The sequence below is a fragment of the Streptomyces sp. NPDC052299 genome (assembly GCF_040679335.1).
Taxonomy (GTDB): domain Bacteria; phylum Actinomycetota; class Actinomycetes; order Streptomycetales; family Streptomycetaceae; genus Streptomyces.
The window spans coordinates 362,776-383,814 of sequence record NZ_JBFAUP010000006.1 but is presented as its reverse complement, the minus strand read 5'-3'; the positions used below and the strand labels follow the sequence as shown (position 1 = coordinate 383,814).

Here is a 21,039-nt window from a genome sequence, read left to right as displayed (position 1 = left end):
GCCACCGGGCATCGGCCTTCAGCCATCAAACCAGCTTATGCGGCCGCGCTGTCACCGGCTTGACGCCGCGGCCGTCCCGTCACTGCGGGGCGCGCGTGTAGAAGGGCCGCACCCGCTCGCGCATCCAGTCGGCGACCGGGTCCTGCGCCACGTCGAGGAGGACGAGGTTGACCGGCCACGGCACCGCGACGCGGCCCAGTGCCCGGCCCAGGGCCTCCATCGGGGCGCTCTGTCCGGCGCCGTCCCAGGTGGCGAACTCGACGCCGACGAAGAGCACGGGGTCGTCGCCCTCGATGCTGGCCAGGACCCGGCGGGCGGTGCTGACGACGCCGCTCTCCTGGAACTCGCCGGCTGCGGCGGCCAGGAAGTCGACGGGCTCCTCCTTCCAGTCCGGCTCGTACAGCCGGACCCGGCCCCCGGTCGCCGGGCCGTCGAGCGGGGTGCGCCCGGCCCGGCACAGCTCGGCGACGGCGGGCGGGGGCAGCGGCAGGCCGACGGCGCCGCCGGGGTTGACGGCGATGCCGAGCTGCGGGGGCAGCCCGCGGGCGAACTCGACGGCGGGGGCGATGGTGAAGGACATCCGGTCGCCGACGCAGGTGAGGAACTGGTGCTCGGAGCTGTAGACGGGGACGTACGCGGCGCCGTCGATCTCCATCGCGGGCAGGTCGAGGTCCCGGGCGCCGGGTCCGCCGCCGTTGGGCAAGGGCACCCAGACGTGGCTGCGGCCGAGCACCTCCAGCAGGCGGCCGCCCGCCTCCGGGGTGCCGAGCGAGGCGCCCAGCACCTCTTCGAGTTCATTGGCCGGCCAGCCGCCCTGCGGCAGGCTCCCGGCCTGTGCCGGAATGTCCACTGCTTCCCTCTCGCCCCGTTGCCGTGCAGCAAGAGGGTACGGCCTCCCCGGACGTCCGTCGCTCCCCGGGGCTGTCCGGAAACCGCTGGTGCCCGGCTACTGTCCGGCCGTTGGACGGTCCGTTTTCAGCCGTCGGTCTGTGCGTCTGCGAACGTGATGCGCGTGAGCGCCCCGGCCGCCTCGCGGTCCAGCAGCACCGCCGAGCCGCAGCCCCGCGGCAGCAGCCCCGCCTCGGTGTCGCGCAGCAGCCGCCCCACGGCCCTGCGGTGCCGGGCGAAGGCGTACGCGGAGACGCCCCGGCCGCGCTCGCGCTGGCCCTCGCGCGCGGTCCGGGCGGAGACGTCGAGCAGGACCAGACGCAGCACGCCGCCCCGGCGCCGGGCATGGCGGGCGAGCAGGGCGCGGACCCAGCTCTGCGTCCCGCAGTCGTGCACGACGACGAAGGCGCCGGAGCGCAGCACCCGCCGCAGGCCCCGGTAGTGGGAGAGGCGGACGAGCGGGCGGTAGAGGACGTACGGGAGTAAGCGGGGCATCCGGCGGGCCCAGCGGTCCCGGGTGTCCTGGGAGTCGACCGCGTACGCCGGGGCGGTGCGGGAGATCAGCGTGGACTTGCCGCTGCCGGGAAGCCCGGAGACGACCACGACGTCCCCGGCGGCGAAGCACAGGGCGCGCGGACCGCGCCCGGCCCGGCCGCGCAGGTCGCGGACGACGGGCGGGTGCGTGCCCACCGCCCGCCGGGGCGGTGAGCCGGACTGCGCGGGCAGCGCGGTGCTCGTGGTTCCCGCGGTCGTCGCGTAGCGCAACGTCATCGCCTCCCCCTGGCCGTACGGCCGACGCGTGCAGGATCGGTACCTACCCCGGAAGTGTAAAGAAAAGGTAATGCGGCACAACCGTCCGACCCGCCGCGGAAGCGTGACGGGCCCCACCGGTGCCGGGGCCCCGCTCCCCCGGAATGCGTGCGATGATGACCCCGCCAACTGCATACAGGCCGCTTGAATCCGCGCGGGAGAGTCCCGGTCACCGTGCCGGGCGCCGAAGGAGCAAGATCCTCCCTTGAATCTCTCAGGCCCCGTACCGCGTGGATGAGGCAGATCTGAAAAGCGAGCCGCCCTGCGGCTCCACCCAAGGTGCAAGCCGGACCCCCGCGGGGTCTCTCGGCGAACCTCTCAGGTTCCGATGACAGATGGGGAGGGATCGTCCTCGCCGTCGTCATGCCCTGGGAGTCCGTTTCATGAGCAGCACCCCCCGCCACACTGCCCTCGATGCCCTGCATCGTTCGCTGGGCGCCACGATGACCGACTTCGCGGGCTGGGACATGCCGCTGCGTTACGCCAGCGAGCGCGACGAGCACAACGCCGTCCGCACGAAGGCCGGCCTCTTCGACCTGTCCCACATGGGCGAGATCACGGTCACCGGCCCGCAGGCCGTGGACCTGCTGAACTACGCGCTGGTCGGCAACATCGGCACGGTCTCGACCGGCCGGGCCCGCTACACGATGATCTGCGCCGAGGACGGCGGCATCCTGGACGACCTGATCGTCTACCGCCTCCAGGACACGGAGTACATGGTCGTCGCCAACGCCGGCAACGCCCAGCTGGTCCTGGACACGCTGACCGCGCGCGCCGCCGGCTTCGACGCCGAGGTCCGCGACGACCGCGACGCGTACGCGCTGCTCGCCGTGCAGGGCCCCGCGTCCCCGGCGATCCTCGCGGCGGTGACCGACGCCGACCTGGACGGCCTGAAGTACTACGCCGGTCTGCCCGGCACCGTCGCCGGGGTCCCCGCGCTGATCGCCCGTACCGGCTACACCGGCGAGGACGGCTTCGAGCTGTTCGTCGCGCCCGGCCACGCCGAGCAGCTGTGGAAGGCGCTCACCGAGGCGGGCGCCGCGCACGGCCTGATCCCGTGCGGCCTGTCCTGCCGTGACACGCTGCGCCTGGAGGCGGGCATGCCGCTGTACGGGCACGAGCTGACGACCTCGCTGACCCCGTTCGACGCCGGGCTCGGCCGGGTCGTGAAGTTCGAGAAGGACGGCGACTTCGTCGGCCGCAAGGCGCTGGAGGCCGCCGCGGAGCGCGCCGAGACCGCCCCGCCCCGCAAGCTCGTCGGCCTGGTCGCCGAGGGCCGCCGGGTGCCGCGCGCCGGATTCCCGGTCGTCGCCGGCGGCGAGGTCATCGGCGAGGTCACCTCCGGCGCCCCCTCCCCCACGCTGGGCAAGCCGATCGCCATGGCGTACGTCGACGCGGCGCACGCCGAGCCGGGCACCGCCGGAGTCGCGGTGGAGATCCGAGGCAGCCACGAGCCGTACGAGGTCGTGGCGCTCCCCTTCTACAAGCGCAAGAAGTAGAACCGTAGGACCCGGCCGGTGCCGCGTACGTGACGCGGTCCCGTCTCACACCGTAAGACCATCGTTCATCCGCACTCCCCGCGTACAGGAGAATTCAGACCATGAGCAACCCCCAGCAGCTGCGGTACAGCAAGGAGCACGAGTGGCTGTCGCCCGCCGAGGACGGTGTGGCCGCGGTCGGCATCACCGAGCACGCGGCCAACGCGCTCGGTGACGTCGTCTACGCGCAGCTTCCCGCGGTCGGCGACGAGGTGACCGCGGGCGAGACCTGCGGTGAGCTGGAGTCGACCAAGTCGGTCAGCGACCTGTACTCCCCGGTGACCGGTGTGATCACGGAGTTCAACCAGGACGTCGTGGACGATCCGTCGCTGGTCAACTCCGCTCCGTTCGAAGGCGGCTGGCTGTTCAAGGTACGCGTCGCGGAGGAGCCGAAGGACCTGCTCTCCGCCGACGAGTACACCGAGTTCTCCGGCAACTGAGACCCCAAGGGACCACCTGATGTCGCTTCTCAACTCCTCCCTCCACGAGCTGGACCCGGACGTCGCCGCCGCCGTCGACGCCGAGCTCCTGCGCCAGCAGTCCACGCTCGAAATGATCGCCTCGGAGAACTTCGCTCCGGTCGCGGTCATGGAGGCACAGGGCTCCGTCCTGACCAACAAGTACGCCGAGGGCTACCCCGGCCGCCGCTACTACGGCGGCTGCGAGCACGTCGACGTGGTCGAGCAGATCGCGATCGACCGGATCAAGGCGCTCTTCGGCGCCGAGGCCGCGAACGTCCAGCCGCACTCCGGTGCGCAGGCGAACGCCGCCGCGATGTTCGCGCTGCTGAAGCCGGGCGACACGATCATGGGCCTGAACCTGGCGCACGGCGGTCACCTGACCCACGGCATGAAGATCAACTTCTCCGGCAAGCTCTACAACGTGGTCCCGTACCACGTGGACGACACCGGTGTCGTGGACATGGCCGAGGTCGAGCGCCTGGCCAAGGAGTCCAAGCCGCAGCTGATCGTCGCCGGCTGGTCCGCCTACCCGCGCCAGCTGGACTTCGCCGCCTTCCGCCGCATCGCGGACGAGGTCGGCGCGTACCTGATGGTCGACATGGCGCACTTCGCCGGTCTGGTCGCCGCGGGCCTGCACCCGAACCCGGTGCCGCACGCCCACGTCGTCACCACCACCACGCACAAGACCCTCGGCGGTCCGCGCGGCGGTGTGATCCTCTCCACCCAGGAGCTCGCCAAGAAGATCAACTCGGCGGTCTTCCCGGGCCAGCAGGGCGGCCCGCTGGAGCACGTGATCGCGGCCAAGGCGGTCTCGTTCAAGGTCGCGGCGGGCGAGGAGTTCAAGGAGCGCCAGCAGCGCACCCTGGAGGGCGCCCGCATCCTGGCCGAGCGCCTGGTCCAGCCCGACGTCACCGAGGTGGGCGTCTCCGTCCTGTCCGGCGGCACCGACGTGCACCTGGTCCTGGTGGACCTGCGCAACTCCGAGCTGGACGGCCAGCAGGCCGAGGACCGGCTCCACGAGATCGGCATCACGGTCAACCGGAACGCCATCCCCAACGACCCGCGGCCGCCGATGGTCACCTCCGGCCTGCGGATCGGCACCCCGGCCCTGGCCACCCGCGGCTTCGGCGCCGAGGACTTCACCGAGGTCGCCGAGATCATCGCCTCGGCCCTCAAGCCGTCCTACGACGCGGACGGCCTGAAGGCCCGGGTCGCCGCGCTCGCCGAGAAGTTCCCGCTGTACCCCGGCCTGAAGTAGCCGACCCGGCGCATTCGCGCCTTTGGGAGGGGCACCCGCACACTGAACAGTGGGCGCGGTGCCCCGTCCCTTGTCCCCGCGCTGTCCCCCGCTTTGTCTCTTGCACTCCGGGCCGCCCGCGCCCGTACCGCACCACCCGGCAGACAACGGCGTCTACCAACCCTTAGGAGTCACCCCGTGGCCATCTCGGTCTTCGACCTGTTCTCGATCGGCATCGGCCCGTCCAGCTCCCATACGGTCGGCCCCATGCGCGCCGCCCGCATGTTCGCGCGCCGCCTGAAGAACGAGGGCCTGCTCGCCCACACCGCCTCGATCAGGGCCGAGCTGTACGGCTCCCTCGGCGCCACCGGCCACGGCCACGGCACCCCCAAGGCGGTCCTGCTCGGCCTGGAGGGCGAGTCCCCGCGCACCGTGGACGTCGAGACGGCCGACGAGCGGGTCGAGGCGATCCGCACCGGTGGCCGGATCAACCTGCTCGGCATGCACGAGATCCCCTTCGACGCGGACGAGCAGCTCGTCCTGCACCGCCGCAAGGCGCTCCCGTACCACGCCAACGGCATGACCGTCTTCGCGTACGACACCGACGGCGCCCTGCTCCTGGAGAAGACCTACTACTCGGTCGGCGGTGGCTTCGTCGTGGACGAGGACGCCGTGGGCGAGGACCGGATCGTGCTCGACGACACGGTCCTGAAGCACCCCTTCCGCACCGGCGACGAGCTGCTGCGCCTGGCCCGCGAGACCGGTCTTTCGATCTCCTCGCTGATGCTGGAGAACGAGCGCGCCTGGCGCACCGAGGAGGAGATCCGCTCCGGGCTCCTCGGCATCTGGCGGGCCATGCAGGCGTGCGTGACGCGCGGGATGTCCCGCGAGGGCGTCCTGCCCGGCGGTCTCAGGGTGCACCGCCGCGCCGCGAAGACCGCCCGCCAGCTGCGCGCGGAGGGCGACCCCCAGACGCACGCCATGGAGTGGATCACCCTCTACGCGATGGCGGTCAACGAGGAGAACGCGGCGGGCGGCCGGGTGGTCACCGCCCCGACGAACGGCGCGGCCGGCATCATCCCGGCCGTCCTGCACTACTGGATGAACTTCGCCGCGGGCGGCTGCACGGAGGCCGAGAAGGAGGACGGCATCGTCCGCTTCCTGCTGGCGGCGGGCGCGATCGGCATGCTGTTCAAGGAGAACGCCTCCATCTCCGGCGCCGAGGTCGGCTGCCAGGGCGAGGTCGGCTCCGCCTGCTCCATGGCCGCCGGCGCCCTCGCCGAGGTCCTGGGCGGCACCCCCGAGCAGGTGGAGAACGCCGCCGAGATCGGCATGGAGCACAACCTGGGCCTCACCTGCGACCCGGTCGGCGGCCTCGTCCAGATCCCCTGCATCGAGCGCAACGGCATGGCCGCGGTGAAGGCGGTCACGGCGGCCAAGATGGCCCTGCGCGGCGACGGCAGCCACAAGGTCTCCCTCGACAAGGTCATCAAGACGATGAAGGAGACCGGCGCGGACATGTCCGTCAAGTACAAGGAGACGGCCCGGGGCGGGCTCGCGGTCAACATCATCGAGTGCTGAGGCGCCGGAAATCCGGTAAAGGGGGCTCTCCCCCATTCGATAAGATGCAAACGGCCTGCGACAGAGGCACCGGCACCTTAGAAACTGGGAGCATCCGACGATGACTCGACACCTGATCACCAGCGCGCTTCCCTACATCAACGGGATCAAGCACCTGGGGAACCTGGTCGGGTCGATGCTCCCGGCGGACGTCTACACGCGGTATCTGCGCCAGCGGGGCGAGGAGGCGCTGTACATCTGCGCCACCGACGAGCACGGCACCCCGGCGGAGCTGGCCGCGAAGGCGGCCGGGCTGCCGGTGGCCGAGTTCTGCGCGCAGCAGCACGACGCGCAGAAGGCGGTCTACGACGGGTTCGGGCTCGCGTTCGACTACTTCGGGCGCAGCTCCTCCGCCGAGAACCGCGAGATCACCCAGCACTTCGCCCGGAAGCTGCACGAGAACGGCTTCATCGAGGAGCGGGCGATCCGCCAGGTCTTCTCGATCGCCGACGACCGCTTCCTGCCGGACCGCTACATCGTCGGTACGTGCCCGCACTGCGGTTACGACAAGGCGCGCGGCGACCAGTGCGAGAACTGCACCCGCGTGCTGGACCCGACGGACCTGATCGAGCCGCGCTCCGCGATCAGCGGCAGCAGCGAGCTGGAGGTCCGGGAGACCAAGCACCTCTTCCTCCTCCAGTCGAAGCTGTCCGGCGAGGTCGAGGCGTGGATCGACAAGACGAGCGACGAGTGGCCGCACCTGGCGTCCTCGATCGCCCGCAAGTGGCTCACCGAGGGCCTGCACGACCGGTCGATCACCCGTGACCTGGAGTGGGGCGTGCCCGTCCCGGCGGACACCTGGCCGGAGCTGGCGGCCGAGGGCAAGGTCTTCTACGTCTGGTTCGACGCCCCCATCGAGTATCTCGGGGCGACGAAGGAGTGGGCGGACCTGGAGCCGGAGACCCGGGACTGGAAGTCCTGGTGGTACGACGCGTCCGACGTCCGGTACACGCAGTTCATGGCCAAGGACAACGTCCCGTTCCACACGGTGATGTTCCCGGCGATGCAGATCGGCACCCGGGAGCCGGTCAAGCGGGTCGACCACGTCAAGGCGTTCAACTGGCTGAACTACTACGGCGGCAAGTTCTCGACGTCGCAGCAGCGCGGCATCTTCTCGGACACGGCCCTCGAACTGCTGCCCGCGGACTACTGGCGCTACTTCCTGATGGCGCAGGCCCCCGAGTCGGACGACACGTCGTTCACCTGGGAGCTGTTCGCCACCTCGGTCAACAAGGACCTGGCCGACACCCTCGGGAACTTCGTGAACCGGGTGCTGTCCTTCTCGCGCAAGCGGTTCGGCGACGAGGTCCCGGCGGGCAAGGAGGCCGGGGAGGCCGAGCGGAAGCTGGGCGAGGAGATCGCGCGGCTGCTCGCCGAGTACGAGGGCCACATGGAGGCGCTCCAGTTCCGGAAGGCGGCCCAGGCGCTGCGCGCGCTGTGGAGCGCGGGCAACTCCTACCTGGAGGAGAAGGCCCCCTGGCTGGAGATCAAGACCGACCAGGAGGGCGCCGCGCTCACGCTGCGCACCGCGATGAACCTGATCCACCTGTACGCGGTCGTCTCGGAGCCGTTCATCCCGTCCTCCGCGCGGGCCATGCGCGAGGCGTTCGCCCTGGCGGACGACACGGCGACCTGGGTGAGCGCCGAGGAGGCCCGCGCCCTGGCGTCCGTGCCGGCCGGGACCGCCTTCACGGTGCCGCCGGTGCTCTTCGCCAAGATCACCGACGAGGACCTGGAGGCGTGGCGCTCGCGCTTCGGCGCCCAGTAGTCCCGCACCGTCGTACGTCGTCGCCCGGCCGGGTCCTTCCGGCCGGGCGACTTCGCGTTCCGGGACCCCGCGCGCTCGGACGTCGAAATATTTCGAACCATTGACCGAAAGTTCCGGTGACGCTAATCTGCCGCGTGCCCGGCCGGGGCACGCACGTGTGCATGGAGAACCCACCACGCAGAGGGAACACCGCCATGAACCGAAGAACGTCGCTCCTCAGCCTGATCACCGCGGGGGCGCTCTGCGCCACCCTCGCCGCCGTCTCCCCGGCCCTCGGCGCCGGTGACGCGCACTCGGGCGATGCACCCGGCCCCCGGGAGCACGGCGCGCACTGGGTCAGCACCTGGACGTCGATGCCCCAGCTGACCGAGCCGTCGAACATGCCCCCGGGCCCCTTCACCGGCGACGACTCCGTACTCACGGACACGACGCTGCGGCAGACCGTCCACGTCTCGGCGGGCGGCGACCACATCCGGCTGCGGTTCTCCAACGCGTTCGGCGGCGCGGTGCTGCCGATCACCGAGGTCTCCGTGGCCCTCCCGCTGGACGGGAAGGCGGGGACCGGGGCGATCCGCCCGGGGACCTCTCACAAGGTGACCTTCCGGGGCTCGCCGTCCATCGACGTACCGGCCGGGGCGCAGGCCGTCTCCGACCCGCTGGACTTCCGGGTCGCCCCCGGGTCCAACCTCACGGCGACGGTCTACCTGGCGACCGGGCAGGCGTCCACCGCGCTCACCTCGCACCCGGGCTCCCGCACGACCTCGTACCTGCTGCGGGGCGACCACGTACGGGACACGGACCTGCCCGGCGCGACGACCACCGACCACTGGTACCTGCTCAGCGGCGTCGAGGTCTGGGCCCGGTCCACCACGTCGGCGACTGCCGTGCTCGGGGACTCCCTGACGGACGGCCGGGGCTCCACGACCAACGGCAACGACCGCTGGCCGGACGCGCTCCAGCGGCGGCTGACGGACCGCACTTCCGTGGTCAACCAGGCGGCCGGCGGGAACCGGCTGCTCGCCGACGGGCTGGGCCCCAACGGGCTGGCCCGGCTCGACCGCGACGTCCTGGCGCAGAGCGGGACGGACCGGCTGATCGTCTTCGAGGGCGTCAACGACATCGGCACGGCGGACGCCACCCCGGCGGCCCAGAAGCGCACGGCCGAGGCCGTCATCACCGCGTACGACCAGATCATCACCCGCGCCCACGCCCAGGGCATCCGGGTGTACGGGGCGACGCTGACGCCCTTCGGCGGCAACACGGGCTACGACGATCCGGACGGGTACCGCGAGGAGGCGCGGCAGAGGGTCAACACCTGGATACGCACCAGTGGCCGGTTCGACGCGGTGCTGGACTTCGACCGGGCGGTCCGCGATCCGCACCGGCCCACGGCGCTCCGCGCCTCCCTGGAGGTCGGCGACCACCTGCACCTGAACCCGGCCGGCTACCGGGCGCTCGCCGAGGCCGTTCCGGCCCGCCTCTTCGAGCCGTCGCCGCTCCCGGCGGGCTTCGGCTACAACTGACCCGCCCGGGAACACCCCAGGAGTACGCCAACTGCTCACAACCGCGCAGGAGTTCATGTCGATCACACATTTTCGGTCACCTGCTCCTTCCCTCCGTCGCCCGCGGGGAGTTCACTGGACGTGACGAGTGGTGACGCGACCGCCGCGCACGTCAGGCGGTGCGCTGCCCCGGGCCGGGCTCCGGCCGCCCGGTGCGCGCGGAGGAAAGAGGACAGCCATGCCAGCCGCCCCTTGCCCGGCACGCCCACGGCGTGATCCGGCCGTACGGACCGCGTACGGCCGGCCGGAGGGGCGGCGGGGGGCCCGATGGTGACCGCCCGCCGCACCCGCACCGGATCGCCGGTGCGGCGGGCTCCGTCGCGGCACGCCTCCGATCCCAGCGCGCTCCCGCCGTTCCGGCGCGGGCCGCTGCCGCCCGGCCGCTCGGTGGTCCGCCATTCGTCGTCGCGCGTTCCGCGTGCGCGTATCCGTCTCGCGCACCCCCCTGCCCTGTTCTTATCGTCACGACGAGGTGCACCATGAGCAAGATCGCGCTTCCCGAATTCCACATGCCGTTCGAAAGTGCGGGATGTCATCCGGGAGTTGAGAAGACGAAGAATGCCGCCTGGGAATGGGCGGAGGCCAGTGGACTCGTCCTGTCACCCGTGGCCGTGAAGAAGATGATCCGGACCCGCCCGGAACTCTGGATTTCGCTGATATTCCCCCGGGCCTCGCAGAAGCACCTGGACCTGTTCTGCCAGTGGCTCTTCTGGGCCTTCCTGGTGGACGACGAGTTCGACGACGGCCCGGCCGGGCGCGACCCCCGGCTGTGCGAGAGCGCGATCGGGCGTCTGGTGGACGTCCTGGACGGGGTGCGGGCCCCCGTCGGTCGCATGGAGCACGCGCTGGACGAACTGCTCGCCCGGACCTGCGTGGACCGTCCGGCGCACTGGGTGCGGCAGTTCCGGCGGGACACCGCGGCCTGGCTGTGGACGTACTACGCGGAGGCCGTGGACCGGGCGGCGGGCCATGTGCCGAGCACCGCCGACTTCGTGAAGCACCGCCGCGATTCCGTGGCGATGCAGCCGTTCCTGGATCTGCACGAGATCACTGCCGGAATCGACCTCCCGGAATCCGCCCGGAGCCTTCCCGCCTATATCGCGCTTCGAAACGCGGTGGCCGACCATTCCGGGCTCTGCAACGACATCTGCTCGTTCGAGAAGGAGGCGGTGCTCGGATACGAGCACAACACCGTCCGGCTGCTCCAGCGCGACCGGGGCTGCACGCTCCAGGAGGCGGTGGACGAAGCCGGAATCCTGCTCGGCCGCATCGCGGACCGGGTGCAGCGGGCCGAGAAGGAACTCGTGCAGGAGATCGAGGCGGCCGGAATCGAGGGCCCGACACGCATCGCCCTGGAGCGCTGCGTCCTGGACTACCGGGGGCTCGTACGGGGGGACTTCGACTACCACGCCCGCGCCGAGCGCTACACCCGCCCGGAGCTGACGGAGATCGAGGAAGACGGCCCGATGTCCCGTAATTTCGCGGCCTGACGGGACCGGGCGGGGGCGGGCGGGGTGGTGACCGGGCCCGGCGCGCGGGGCGGCATCAGCGATTTCCGGACATTTCTCGCCGCACCGCCCCCGCGCTCCCCGAACGGGGCCGGGAAGGCCACCCATGGCCGGAACCGGTGGCCCCGGCGCCTGTCCCGGATCAGCCCTTGTTCTGCGCGGCCCAGAACTCTTCGAAGGTGAGGAGTCCGTCGCCGTTCGCGTCGTGGGAGTTGATCACGGCCTGCGCGACCGGCTCGGTGACGTACGGGTCACCCAGCTGAGCCATGACGCTCTTGTACTCGGCGGCCGAGATCAGCCCGTCGCCGTTCAGGTCGTACCGCTCGAACGCCTTGCGCGCCGACTCGATGTCCGCCACTGTTCCGCCCCTTCGTATGACTGTCTGACGGGGCTCAGATTATCGGGCGCCCCGGGCGGGCCGGTGCGTGGGAGGGGAAGCGAACCGAGGACTCGCCGTCCATATCGTGGACGATCAATGGATCATGCGTGTGAACCCATGAATATTCATTGATTTCCAGGCACGTGACCCACCACACCTGCGTTTCATCAATGAAATGTCCAAATATGTCGCATTATGCGAAGTGTGCGGCTTTGGCCGGGGACTCTTCCGTCTGTCATAGTCGATGACACGACCCCCATTGACCCGGGCCAGGTCGTCATGAGCGGCCGTGAACACACCCCCCATTTCACGGTCCCCCCACAGAAGCCCCCGAGGCGCCGCACCACGGCCGACACGGGGGCTTCTGTCTGCCCGGGACCGGTCCGCGGAGGGGCGGGGTCAGCGGTCGGAGATGCGCATCTCGAACCAGGTGGTCTTGCCCCGGGGTAAGAGGTCCACGCCCCACCGGTCGGAGAGCTTGTCCACCAGCATGAGGCCGCGGCCGCTGATGTCCATCTCGCCGACCGGCATGAGGCACGGCAGCCCGCGCGAGGGGTCGCGCACCTCGATCCTGATCCAGCCGCGGCGGCGCAGCATGCGCAGTCCGAAGACCCGGGCACCGGTGTGCCGCACGGCGTTCCCGACGAGTTCGGAGACGAGCAGGACGGCGTGTTCGGCGGCCTGCGAGGAGAGCGCCCACTGGTGCAGGACGACACACGCGGTGAGCCGGCGGGCGGTGGCCGCGGACTCCGGACGGGAGAGCAGCCGGACTTCTTCCTCCGTCGGGTTTCCGAACAACTCCAGCGCTTTGAACGCCTGTTCGTCCTCGACGGCCGGCAATCTCCGTGCCGCTGTCGCGCTGCTGCGCGGTCGCGGCTGCTCCACACCCTCCAGGCCCGCCATGCACACCATCATGGCCGCACGGCGGGCCTTCCGGGGCCGTTCCGGGGGAATACGCGACCCGTAATCAGTCGTTCCCCGAGGGGCTTCCGGCATATGTCAGTGGCACTGAGCACCTGAAAACAGCCCATCTGACCTGCGGAAACAGCGCTTCTGGCGGGGTTCGGCGAGGCTCCGGGAGTGGCCGTCCTTGAGGTTGCCTTAAGGTTTCGCTAATCCGCCCGCACGGATGAACGCGCCCGTTCTCGTTCTCCAACGGCGTTCGGTCGGGGCTTCAACCACCTTTCGGTCAGAGGAATTTCGCCTTGCCCGGACCCTCCTCCACGAAGCTGCGCATGCCGCGTTCCCGGTCCTCCGTGGCGAACAGACCGGCGAACCACGTCCGTTCGATCGTGAGGCCGGTGTCGATGTCGGTCTCCAGGCCGGCGTCGACGGCTTCCTTGGCCGCGCGCAGCGCCAGCGCCGGGCCCTTCGCCAGCCCGGCCGCCCAGGCGTGCGCCTGCTCGTACACCTCGGCGGCGGGCACGACGCGGTCCACCAGCCCCATCGTCAGGGCCTCGTCCGCCCGGACGTGACGGCCGGTGAAGATGAGGTCCTTGGCCTTGGCCGGGCCGACCAGACGGGCGAGCCGCTGGGTGCCGCCCGCGCCCGGGATCAGGCCGAGCAGGATCTCCGGCTGGCCGAGCTTGGCGTTGTCCCCGGCGATGCGGAAGTCCGCGCACAGGGCCAGCTCGCAGCCGCCGCCGAGCGCGTAGCCGGTGACGGCCGCGACGACGGGCTTGGGGATGCGGGCGACGGCGGTGAAGGAGTCCTGGAGGGCCTTGGAGCGCAGCACCATGGCCGCGTGGTCCATCGCCTGCATCTCCTTGATGTCCGCGCCCGCCGCGAACACCTTCTCGCCGCCGTAGAGCACCACGGCGCGCACGTCGTCGCGCCGGGACGCCTCTTCGGCGAGCTCGCGCAGCCGGTCCTGGGTCGCGACGTCCAGGGCGTTCATCGGCGGGCGGTCCAGCCGGATGGTGCCGACGCCGCCGCTTACTTCGAGGGTTACGGTCATGGGGTGCAGGTTAACCAACGCTAACCGTTGGGCGGCACGGGGCGGGGCGGTGCCGTGCGTCACGGCGGACGCGGGCGGGCCCGGCACCGTGGATCTCGGTGCCGGGCCCGCCGCGGTGTGCTGTGCGGACCTACTTGGTCCACTCCGACCAGCTCATGTTCCAGCCGTTGAGGCCGTTGTCCGGGCTGATGGTCTTGTCGTGCGAGTTCTTCACCACGACGACGTCGCCGATGAGCGAGTTGTTGAAGAACCAGGCCGCCGGCATGGAGGAGCTGCCGCCGCCGCGCACGTCCTGGAGGCCGACGCAGCCGTGGCTGGTGTTGGCGTGGCCGAACACGCCGGGACCGCCCCAGTAGTTGCCGTGGATGAAGGTGCCCGAGGTGGACAGGCGCATCGCGTGCGGCACGTCCTTGATGTCGTACTCGCCGCCGAAGCCGACGGTGTCGCCGTTCATCCGGGTCACCCGCAGCTTCTCGCTGATGACCATCTGGCCGTTGTACGTGGTGGTGGCCGGGGCGCCCGCCGAGATCGGGATGTCCTTGATCTGCTTGCCGTCCCGGACGACCTTCATCCGGTGCGACTTCGCGTCCACGGTGCTGACCTGGCTGCGGCCGATGGTGAAGGAGACGGTCTTGGCCTGCTTGCCGTAGACCCCGGGCCGGCCCTCGACGCCGTCGAGGTTGAGCTTCACGGTCACCTTGGTGCCGGCGGCCCAGTACTGCTCGGGGCGGAAGTCCAGGCGGTCGTTGCCGAACCAGTGGCCCTCGACGGGGACGGCGGGCTCGGCGGTGACCTTGATGGCCTTCTCGACGGCCTCCGGGTCGGTGATGCCCCGGGTGAAGTGGATGGAGACCGGCATGCCGACGCCGACCGTCGAGCCGTCCTCCGGGGTGTACTGGCCGATGAAGGTGTTCTTGGGGACGAGCGTGGTGAAGGAGGTGTCCTTCGCGGACTCACGGCCCTTGGCGTCCTTGGCCACCGCGTGGACCTTGTACTTGGTCGCCGATGCCAGGTGCTGGTCGGGCACCCAGCTGGCGCCGTCCGCGGCGATCTTCCCCTCGACCTCGGCGCCCTTGGGGTCCGAGACCTTGACGACCGTCAGCTTCCCCCGGGCGGCCGTGATCTTCAGCGCGCCGCTCGTCGCGACGTCGTCGGTCCCGTCCTTGGGCGCGACGGTCACCACCGCCTGCGAGGCGCTGGTGTCCTGGTTCTTGACCCCGCCCGCCTTGCCGTCAGCGCTGCCCCCGTCGGCGTCGCCCCCGCCGCACGCCGTCACCAGAAGCAACAGCGCACCCACCGCCAGGGCCGGCAGACCGGTGGCTCCCCGCAGCCGCCGTCTGCCGCCCGTTCCGGCCGATGTCCCCGATATCGGCTGCCCGTTCAATGTGGTCGTCTCCCCTCACACGGCCTGGCCCCGCCAAGGCCCGGGGAACCCGTGGGTTCCCGCCCCCGCGCACTGCACACGCGCGCTCAGCAAAGAGATAATCACACCGACTGCGGGCAGATCCTCTCGGAATTGTCACCGTTCCGTCCCAAGTGGCGGCGGGCTTCCACCGCCCCGCTACCGGAGCGCTGAACCCGCCCGCCACTTGGTCCAGTCCATGTTCCAGCCGCCGAGTCCGTTGTCCGGTGCGACCGTCTTGTCTGGGGAGTTGACCACCTCGACCACGTCCCCGATGAGGGTGCGGTCGAAGAACCAGCCGGCCGGGGTCGAGCCGCTGCCGCCCTGGACGTCCCGCAGCCCGATGCAGCCGTGGCTGACGTTGGTGGAGCCGAAGACGTCGTCGTCGGACCAGTAGTTGCCGTGCAGGAAGGTGCCGGACTTGGTCAGCCGGATGGCGTGCGGCACGTCCTTGATGTCGTACTCGCCGCCGAAGCCGACGGTCCGCCCGTCCATCCGCGTCACCTCGTGCATCTCGCTCACCACCATCTTCCCGTTGTACGTGGTGGTCGTCGGCGAACCCGCGGTGACCGGGACCGTGGAGACCAACTGCCCGTCCCGGCGCACCTCCATCGTGTGCGCGGCGGAGTCCACCCGGGAGATCTGCTCCCGGCCCACCGTGAAGCGCACGGTCTTCCGCTGGCTGCCGTACACCCCCGGCGCGCCCTCCACGTCGGCCAGCCCGATGTCCACGGTGACCTCGGTTCCGGGCTGCCAGTACTCCTCGGGGCGGAAGTCCAGGCGGCTCTTCCCGAACCAGTGCCCCGCCACGGCCACCGGCGGATCGGCGGTCACCCGGATCGCCCGCTCCACCGCCCCGCGCCGGGTGACGGGGCGGTTGAACTCGAAGGAGACGATCATGCCGGTGCCCACGGTCGAGCGGTTCTCCGGCTTGAAGTAGCCGATGAAGCGGTCCTTGGGGACGGCGGTAGTGAAGGTGGTGTGCCGGGCCGCGCGGTGGCCGCCGCCGTCCACCGCGACCACGTCGACGCTGTACTTGGCGGCGAGACCGAGCCGCGCCCCCTTCGCCGGTGCCCAGGAGTGGCCGTCCTCGGCGATCCGGCCCGGCACCTCCTGCTCCCGCGCGTCCTCGATCCGCCGCACCCGGACGCTCTCCAGCCGGCCGTCGGGCACCTCGACGCCGACCCTGGCGTCCGCCCGGACCCCCTCGGCCCGGTCGGCGGGCATGACCCGGATGGCCTCCTGCGGTTTCCCCTTGCCGCCGATGAACGAACCGGCCCCCGAACAGCCCGTCAGCACGGCCAGCAGCGCCAGTACGACGAGCAGGCACCGCCCGTGCGATGCGGCGTACGGGGGCGTCCCTGCCTTCTTCGCTACGTCAGTCATGTCCCCCCAACGACGGCGGCGGCCCGGGGGAAACGTGAGTGCGGGCCGCCCGGTGGGCAGAACAGAGGGGACGGCCGCACTCGGGGAGCCGCGGCCGGGACGCCGCACACCCCCTTCCGGTGCCGGTCCCACGAGCCGCGGGAGGCGAGCAGGTGTCGAGCGCAGCCGAGCAGGAAGCAGTACCGAAGGCGGACGCCGGGACGGCGGCGGGGGCGGCCGGGGCCGTGGCGGAGGCGGTCGCCGCCGCGACGCCCCGGCCGCGCCCGCCCGCGGTGTGGCCGGGGGCGCCGATGCCGCTCGGCGCCCGCTTCAGGACCGGCCCCGACGGGGTGGCGGGCACCAATTTCGCGCTCTGGGCGGGCGGCGCGGAGGCCGTCGAGCTGTGCCTCTTCGAGGCGGACGGCACGGAGACCCGGCTCCCCCTGACCGAGCTCACCCACGAGGTCTGGCACGGCTTCGTGCCGGGGGTGCGGCCGGGCCGGCGGTACGGATACCGGGTGCACGGCCGGTGGGACCCGTGGACGGGCGCCCGGTGGAACCCGGCGAAACTGCTGCTCGATCCGTACGCCCGGGCCGTGGACGGCGAATTCACCCTTCCGGCCGAGGTGTACGGCCATGTGAGGGACTGGCCCGACCAGCGGTTCGCGGACACCGTCCGGGACGAGCGGGACTCCGCCCCGTACGTGCCGAAGGGGGTCGTCGTCCACGACGACGACGACTGGGCCGACGACCGCAGGCCGAAGACGCCGTGGGCGGACTCCGTCATCTACGAGCTGCACGTGAAGGGCTTCACCCAGCGGCACCCGGGCATCCCGGAGGAGCTGCGCGGCACCTACGCCGGGCTCGCCCACCCGGCGGCGACCGGGTATCTGAAGGACCTCGGGGTGACGGCGGTGGAGCTGCTGCCGGTGCACCAGTTCGCGCACGAGGACCACCTGCTGCGGCGCGGGCTGCGCAACTACTGGGGCTACAACTCCATCGGCTACTTCGCCCCGCACGCCGGCTACTCGGCGAGCGGCACGGCGGGCGGCCAGGTCGGCGAGTTCAAGCGGATGGTGCGCGCGCTGCACGACGCGGGCATCGAGGTCATCCTCGACGTCGTCTACAACCACACCGCGGAGGCGGGCGAGCTGGGCCCGATGCTGTCGCTGCGCGGCATCGACAACAGGGGCTACTACCGCCTCCAGGGCGACGCCCGCCGCTACGCGGACTACACCGGCTGCGGCAACACCCTGCACGTCGTCCAGCCGAACGTGCTGCGGCTCATCACGGACTCGCTGCGGTACTGGGTGACCGAGATGGGCGTCGACGGCTTCCGCTTCGACCTGGCGGCGGCGCTGGCCCGCTCCATGCACGACGTGGACATGCTCTCCCCGTTCCTCGCGGTGATCGCCCAGGACCCGGTGCTGCGCCGGGTCAAGCTCATCGCCGAGCCCTGGGACGTGGGCAGCGGCGGCTACCAGGTGGGGGCGTTCCCGCCGCTGTGGACGGAGTGGAACGACCACTACCGGGACACCGTGCGGGACTTCTGGCGCGGCGCGCTCCCCGACGTACGGGACCTCGGCTACCGGCTGACCGGGTCGAGCGACCTGTACGCGTGGGGCGGGCGCCGCCCGTACGCCTCGGTCAACTTCGTCACCGCGCACGACGGGTTCACCCTGCGCGACCTGGTGAGCTACCAGGAGAAGCACAACGAGGCCAACGGCGAGGACAACCGGGACGGCACCTCGGACAACCGGGCGTGGAACTGCGGCGCCGAGGGCGAGACGGACGACGCCGACGTCAACGCGCTGCGCCGCCGCCAGCTGCGCAACCTGCTCACCACGCTGCTCCTGTCGACCGGCGTCCCGATGCTCGTCGCGGGCGACGAGATGGGGCGTACGCAGGGCGGCAACAACAACGCGTACTGCCAGGACAACGAGACCGGCTGGGTGGACTGGTCGCTGCTGGAGCGGCCCGAGTGGCGGGAGCTGGCGGCGCTGACCGCGCGGGTGCTCGCGCTGCGCCACCGCCATCCGGTGCTGCGCCGCCGGGCGTTCTTCTCCGGCCGGCCGCAGGCCCCGGACGGGCTGCGGGACCTGGCGTGGTTCACCGGCGCGGGCGCGGAGATGACGGAGGCCGACTGGTACGCCCCGGCCGCGACGGTGGCCCTCTACCTCTCCGGCCGGGACATCCCCGGACGGGACGCGCGCGGCGAGCAGGTGACCGACGACAGCTTCCTGGCCGTCCTGCACGCGGGCCACGAACCGGCGGACTTCCTGCTGCCGGGCCCGCCGTGGGCGCACTCGTACGAACTGGTCCTGGACACCTCGCGCGAGGACCAGGCGGACCCCCCGGGCACGGTGCACCGGGGCGGCGAGCGGCTGGCGGTGCCGGAGCGGTCGGTGCTGCTGCTGCGCGTACGGGAGTGAGGGACCGGGCGGGGGTGCCTTGCCGGTCAGGGCCGGATCAGGCCGCGGTGTCTGGTGCGGTGCACCGCAAGGCGGAGGATGGAGGCAACGCGGAGCGTTGCTGACTGACGACAACGCCGCGAGGTGCCGTGCCAGACACCGCGGCCCCGGCCCTGACCGGCAAGGCACCCCCTAGCCCAGGATGCCGCGGTCGTAGCCGGCGGCCACGGCGGCGGCGCGGTCCTTGACGCCGAGCTTGGCGAAGAGGTGGGTGAGGTGGGTCTTCACGGTGGCCTCGCTGATGAACAGCTCGGCGGCGATCTCCCGGTTGGAGGTCCCCCGGGCGACGAGCGCCAGCACCTCGCGCTCCCGGGCGGACAGCGTCTCGTTGCCCGGGGCGGCCGGGGCGCGCACCGCCGAGACGAGGCGCGACGCGACGGCCGGTGAGAGGACGGTCCGGCCCTCGGCGGCGGCCCGGACGGCGGTGAACAGCTCCTCGCGGGGCGCGTCCTTGAGGAGGTAGCCGGTCGCGCCCGCCTCGATCGCGGGGAGGGTGTCGGAGTCGGTGTCGTACGTGGTGAGGACGAGGACCTTGGAGCGGGCACCGCGCCGGGTCAGCTCGGTGATCGCGGCGACCCCGCCGCCGCCGGGCATGCGCAGGTCCATCAGCACCACGTCGGGGTCGAGCCGGAAGGCCATCTCGACGCCCTCGACCCCGTCGGCCGCCTCGCCGAGCACCCGGAACTCCGGTGCGGCGGCGAACATCCCGCGCAGTCCGTCCCGTACGACGGGGTGGTCGTCGACGACGATCAGCGTGATGACGCGCGCGGGTTCCCGGTCCATGAGGACAACGGTACGGGGTCAGCCGTGCGGCACCAGCGGGACCCGGGCGCTGACCGCCGTGCCGAGGCCGGGTCCGGTCTCCACCTCGACGGTGCCCGCGATGCGTTCGGCGCGCGAGCGCATGCCGCCGAGGCCGAATCCTCCCGCGCCCCGGTACGGCGGCAGCGCGGCCGGGTCGAAGCCGCGGCCGTCGTCGCGGACGTCGAGCGTGATCTCGTCGCCCATGTACGAGAGGGTGACCCCGGCCCGGGACGCCCCGGCGTGCCGGGCGGCGTTGGCCAGGGCCTCCTCGGCGATGCGGAGCAGGGTGGCGCCGACCTCGTCGTGCAGGGGCGTGACGGTGCCGGTGACCGTGAACTCCGCGCGCACTCCGGTGCGTTCGGACCACGTGGCGACGGTCTTCTTGAGTGCGCCGGGCAGGTCGTCGTGTTCGAGCGCCGCGGGGAGCAGGTTGTGCACCGAGCGGCGGGCCTCGCCGAGGCTGTGCCGGGCGAGGTCGGCGGCCCGGTCGAGGTGTTCGCGGGCGAGGTCCGGCTCGGTGTCGGCGGTGGAGGCCGCCGCCTGGAGCTGGGCGATGATGCCGGTGAGGCCCTGGGCGATGGTGTCGTGGATCTCGGCTGCCAGTCGGCTCCGCTCGTCGGCCACCCCGGCCTCGCGGGCCTGGACGAGGAGCTGGGCGTGCAGCCCGGCGTTCTCCGCGAGGGCCTGTTCCAGGCGGGCGTTGGCGGTCTCCAGGGCGGTGATGGTCCTGGTGCGGGCCCGGTCCTGCTCGGCCTCCCGGTCGCCGATCTGGGCGAAGACCATGGTGAGCGTGGCGTGCACGGCGAGGACGACGCCGAAGACGACCCAGTTCATCAGGGTGGCGGGCGGCAGGGTGCTGCCGCTCTGGGCGCCCGCCATGATGACGGCGACCGCGAGCAGGCCGGGCCGGATGCCGCGCCGCGGGAGGATCCGGGCGGCGTCGAAGTAGCCGAGCACCGCGTAGATGGAGAAGAAGGGGTTGCACCAGGTGAGCGCGAGGGCCAGCAGGGTGCGGACGGTGAAGTAGCAGACCCCGATCCTCGGACCGGCGCCGGGCGCGGTGCGGGACCACCACAGCTGGAGGACGACCGCCGCCGGGAGGAGCACCACGGCGGCGCGCTCGTCGGCCGGGGACATGACGAGGTTCCGGGAGACGGCCGAGACGACGGTGGCCAGGCCGAGCAGCCCGTACGGGCCGTACCGGAAGAACCGGCCCCACCACTGCTCGGCCGTCGTGACGTGTGCGCTCATACGGGAAGTCTCCCCCGG

17 protein-coding genes and 1 riboswitch are annotated in these 21,039 nt (G+C 71.6%); of the genes, 8 read left to right on the top strand and 9 right to left on the bottom strand.

Translation table 11 applies throughout. From position 1 onward, the window contains the following. Positions 1-79: 79 nt before the first annotated feature. Complete coding sequence (locus AB0L33_RS13545; protein ID WP_365680736.1) at positions 80-850, bottom strand: enhanced serine sensitivity protein SseB; 771 nt, start codon at positions 848-850, stop codon at positions 80-82. Between the two features lie 125 nt (positions 851-975). After that, positions 976-1,659: an AAA family ATPase gene (locus AB0L33_RS13540; protein ID WP_365680734.1), complete on the bottom strand. Its 684-nt coding sequence runs from the start codon at positions 1,657-1,659 to the stop codon at positions 976-978. A 184-nt stretch (positions 1,660-1,843) separates the two neighbouring features. Then, positions 1,844-1,937: riboswitch (glycine riboswitch) on the top strand. Between the two features lie 144 nt (positions 1,938-2,081). On the opposite strand from AB0L33_RS13540, the gene gcvT reads away from it, so the two are divergent. The 7 genes from gcvT to AB0L33_RS13505 all read left to right on the top strand — a co-directional run bounded on the left by gcvT (position 2,082) and on the right by AB0L33_RS13505 (position 11,374). Next, positions 2,082-3,197 carry a glycine cleavage system aminomethyltransferase GcvT gene (gene gcvT, locus AB0L33_RS13535; RefSeq protein WP_365680732.1) on the top strand — a complete coding sequence of 372 codons (1,116 nt, stop codon included), beginning with the start codon at positions 2,082-2,084 and terminating at the stop codon, positions 3,195-3,197. Positions 3,198-3,298: 101 nt separating this feature from the next. Beyond that, positions 3,299-3,676, top strand: coding sequence for a glycine cleavage system protein GcvH (gcvH, locus tag AB0L33_RS13530; protein ID WP_365680730.1), 378 nt, complete (start codon positions 3,299-3,301; stop codon positions 3,674-3,676). Between the two features lie 19 nt (positions 3,677-3,695). Continuing rightward, on the top strand, positions 3,696-4,955 hold the full coding sequence (glyA, locus tag AB0L33_RS13525) for a serine hydroxymethyltransferase (protein ID WP_365680727.1): 1,260 nt from the start codon (positions 3,696-3,698) through the stop codon (positions 4,953-4,955). Positions 4,956-5,132: 177 nt separating this feature from the next. Then, on the top strand, positions 5,133-6,515 hold the full coding sequence (locus tag AB0L33_RS13520) for an L-serine ammonia-lyase (RefSeq protein WP_365680724.1): 1,383 nt from the start codon (positions 5,133-5,135) through the stop codon (positions 6,513-6,515). 100 nt (positions 6,516-6,615) lie between these two features. Further along, positions 6,616-8,322 carry a methionine--tRNA ligase gene (gene metG / locus AB0L33_RS13515; RefSeq protein WP_365680722.1) on the top strand — a complete coding sequence of 569 codons (1,707 nt, stop codon included), beginning with the start codon at positions 6,616-6,618 and terminating at the stop codon, positions 8,320-8,322. A gap of 194 nt (positions 8,323-8,516) precedes the next feature. Then, the gene (locus tag AB0L33_RS13510) at positions 8,517-9,845 is read left to right on the top strand and encodes an SGNH/GDSL hydrolase family protein (RefSeq protein WP_365680719.1); all 1,329 of its coding nucleotides are present in this window, start codon (positions 8,517-8,519) and stop codon (positions 9,843-9,845) included. A 548-nt stretch (positions 9,846-10,393) separates the two neighbouring features. Next, positions 10,394-11,374 (top strand): terpene synthase family protein, encoded by a 981-nt coding sequence (locus tag AB0L33_RS13505; protein ID WP_365680840.1) that lies wholly within the window; start codon positions 10,394-10,396, stop codon positions 11,372-11,374. 160 nt (positions 11,375-11,534) lie between these two features. On the opposite strand, the gene AB0L33_RS13500 is transcribed toward AB0L33_RS13505, so the two are convergent. From AB0L33_RS13500 to AB0L33_RS13480, 5 genes are all read right to left on the bottom strand, one after another. Next, on the bottom strand, positions 11,535-11,750 hold the full coding sequence (locus tag AB0L33_RS13500) for an EF-hand domain-containing protein (RefSeq protein ID WP_365680717.1): 216 nt from the start codon (positions 11,748-11,750) through the stop codon (positions 11,535-11,537). Positions 11,751-12,170: 420 nt separating this feature from the next. Continuing rightward, a complete protein-coding gene (locus AB0L33_RS13495) occupies positions 12,171-12,686 on the bottom strand; it encodes an ATP-binding protein (RefSeq protein ID WP_365680715.1) in 516 nt (171 codons plus the stop codon). A gap of 274 nt (positions 12,687-12,960) precedes the next feature. Further along, positions 12,961-13,728: an enoyl-CoA hydratase-related protein gene (locus AB0L33_RS13490; protein WP_365680713.1), complete on the bottom strand. Its 768-nt coding sequence runs from the start codon at positions 13,726-13,728 to the stop codon at positions 12,961-12,963. Positions 13,729-13,858: 130 nt separating this feature from the next. Continuing rightward, positions 13,859-15,112 carry an Ig-like domain-containing protein gene (locus AB0L33_RS13485; protein ID WP_365680711.1) on the bottom strand — a complete coding sequence of 418 codons (1,254 nt, stop codon included), beginning with the start codon at positions 15,110-15,112 and terminating at the stop codon, positions 13,859-13,861. 177 nt (positions 15,113-15,289) lie between these two features. Further along, entirely contained in the window at positions 15,290-16,516 is a 1,227-nt protein-coding gene (locus AB0L33_RS13480) for an Ig-like domain-containing protein (RefSeq protein WP_365680709.1), read from the bottom strand. 152 nt (positions 16,517-16,668) lie between these two features. On the opposite strand from AB0L33_RS13480, the gene glgX reads away from it, so the two are divergent. Continuing rightward, positions 16,669-18,927: a glycogen debranching protein GlgX gene (gene glgX, locus AB0L33_RS13475; RefSeq protein ID WP_365680707.1), complete on the top strand. Its 2,259-nt coding sequence runs from the start codon at positions 16,669-16,671 to the stop codon at positions 18,925-18,927. A 171-nt stretch (positions 18,928-19,098) separates the two neighbouring features. On the opposite strand, the gene AB0L33_RS13470 is transcribed toward glgX, so the two are convergent. Beyond that, positions 19,099-19,749 (bottom strand): response regulator transcription factor, encoded by a 651-nt coding sequence (locus AB0L33_RS13470; RefSeq protein ID WP_365680705.1) that lies wholly within the window; start codon positions 19,747-19,749, stop codon positions 19,099-19,101. Between the two features lie 18 nt (positions 19,750-19,767). Next, positions 19,768-21,021 (bottom strand): sensor histidine kinase, encoded by a 1,254-nt coding sequence (locus AB0L33_RS13465; protein WP_365680702.1) that lies wholly within the window; start codon positions 21,019-21,021, stop codon positions 19,768-19,770. Positions 21,022-21,039: the final 18 nt, after the last annotated feature.

Coding starts and splice junctions, on each gene's coding strand:
- AB0L33_RS13540 (WP_365680734.1), bottom strand. CDS start 1,659: ATGACGTTGCGCTACGCGACGACCGCGGGAACCACGAGCACCGCGCTG.
- gcvT (WP_365680732.1), top strand. CDS start 2,082: ATGAGCAGCACCCCCCGCCACACTGCCCTCGATGCCCTGCATCGTTCG.
- gcvH (WP_365680730.1), top strand. CDS start 3,299: ATGAGCAACCCCCAGCAGCTGCGGTACAGCAAGGAGCACGAGTGGCTG.
- glyA (WP_365680727.1), top strand. CDS start 3,696: ATGTCGCTTCTCAACTCCTCCCTCCACGAGCTGGACCCGGACGTCGCC.
- metG (WP_365680722.1), top strand. CDS start 6,616: ATGACTCGACACCTGATCACCAGCGCGCTTCCCTACATCAACGGGATC.
- AB0L33_RS13510 (WP_365680719.1), top strand. CDS start 8,517: ATGAACCGAAGAACGTCGCTCCTCAGCCTGATCACCGCGGGGGCGCTC.
- AB0L33_RS13505 (WP_365680840.1), top strand. CDS start 10,394: ATGCCGTTCGAAAGTGCGGGATGTCATCCGGGAGTTGAGAAGACGAAG.
- AB0L33_RS13495 (WP_365680715.1), bottom strand. CDS start 12,686: ATGATGGTGTGCATGGCGGGCCTGGAGGGTGTGGAGCAGCCGCGACCG.
- AB0L33_RS13490 (WP_365680713.1), bottom strand. CDS start 13,728: ATGACCGTAACCCTCGAAGTAAGCGGCGGCGTCGGCACCATCCGGCTG.
- AB0L33_RS13480 (WP_365680709.1), bottom strand. CDS start 16,516: ATGACTGACGTAGCGAAGAAGGCAGGGACGCCCCCGTACGCCGCATCG.
- AB0L33_RS13470 (WP_365680705.1), bottom strand. CDS start 19,749: ATGGACCGGGAACCCGCGCGCGTCATCACGCTGATCGTCGTCGACGAC.
- AB0L33_RS13465 (WP_365680702.1), bottom strand. CDS start 21,021: ATGAGCGCACACGTCACGACGGCCGAGCAGTGGTGGGGCCGGTTCTTC.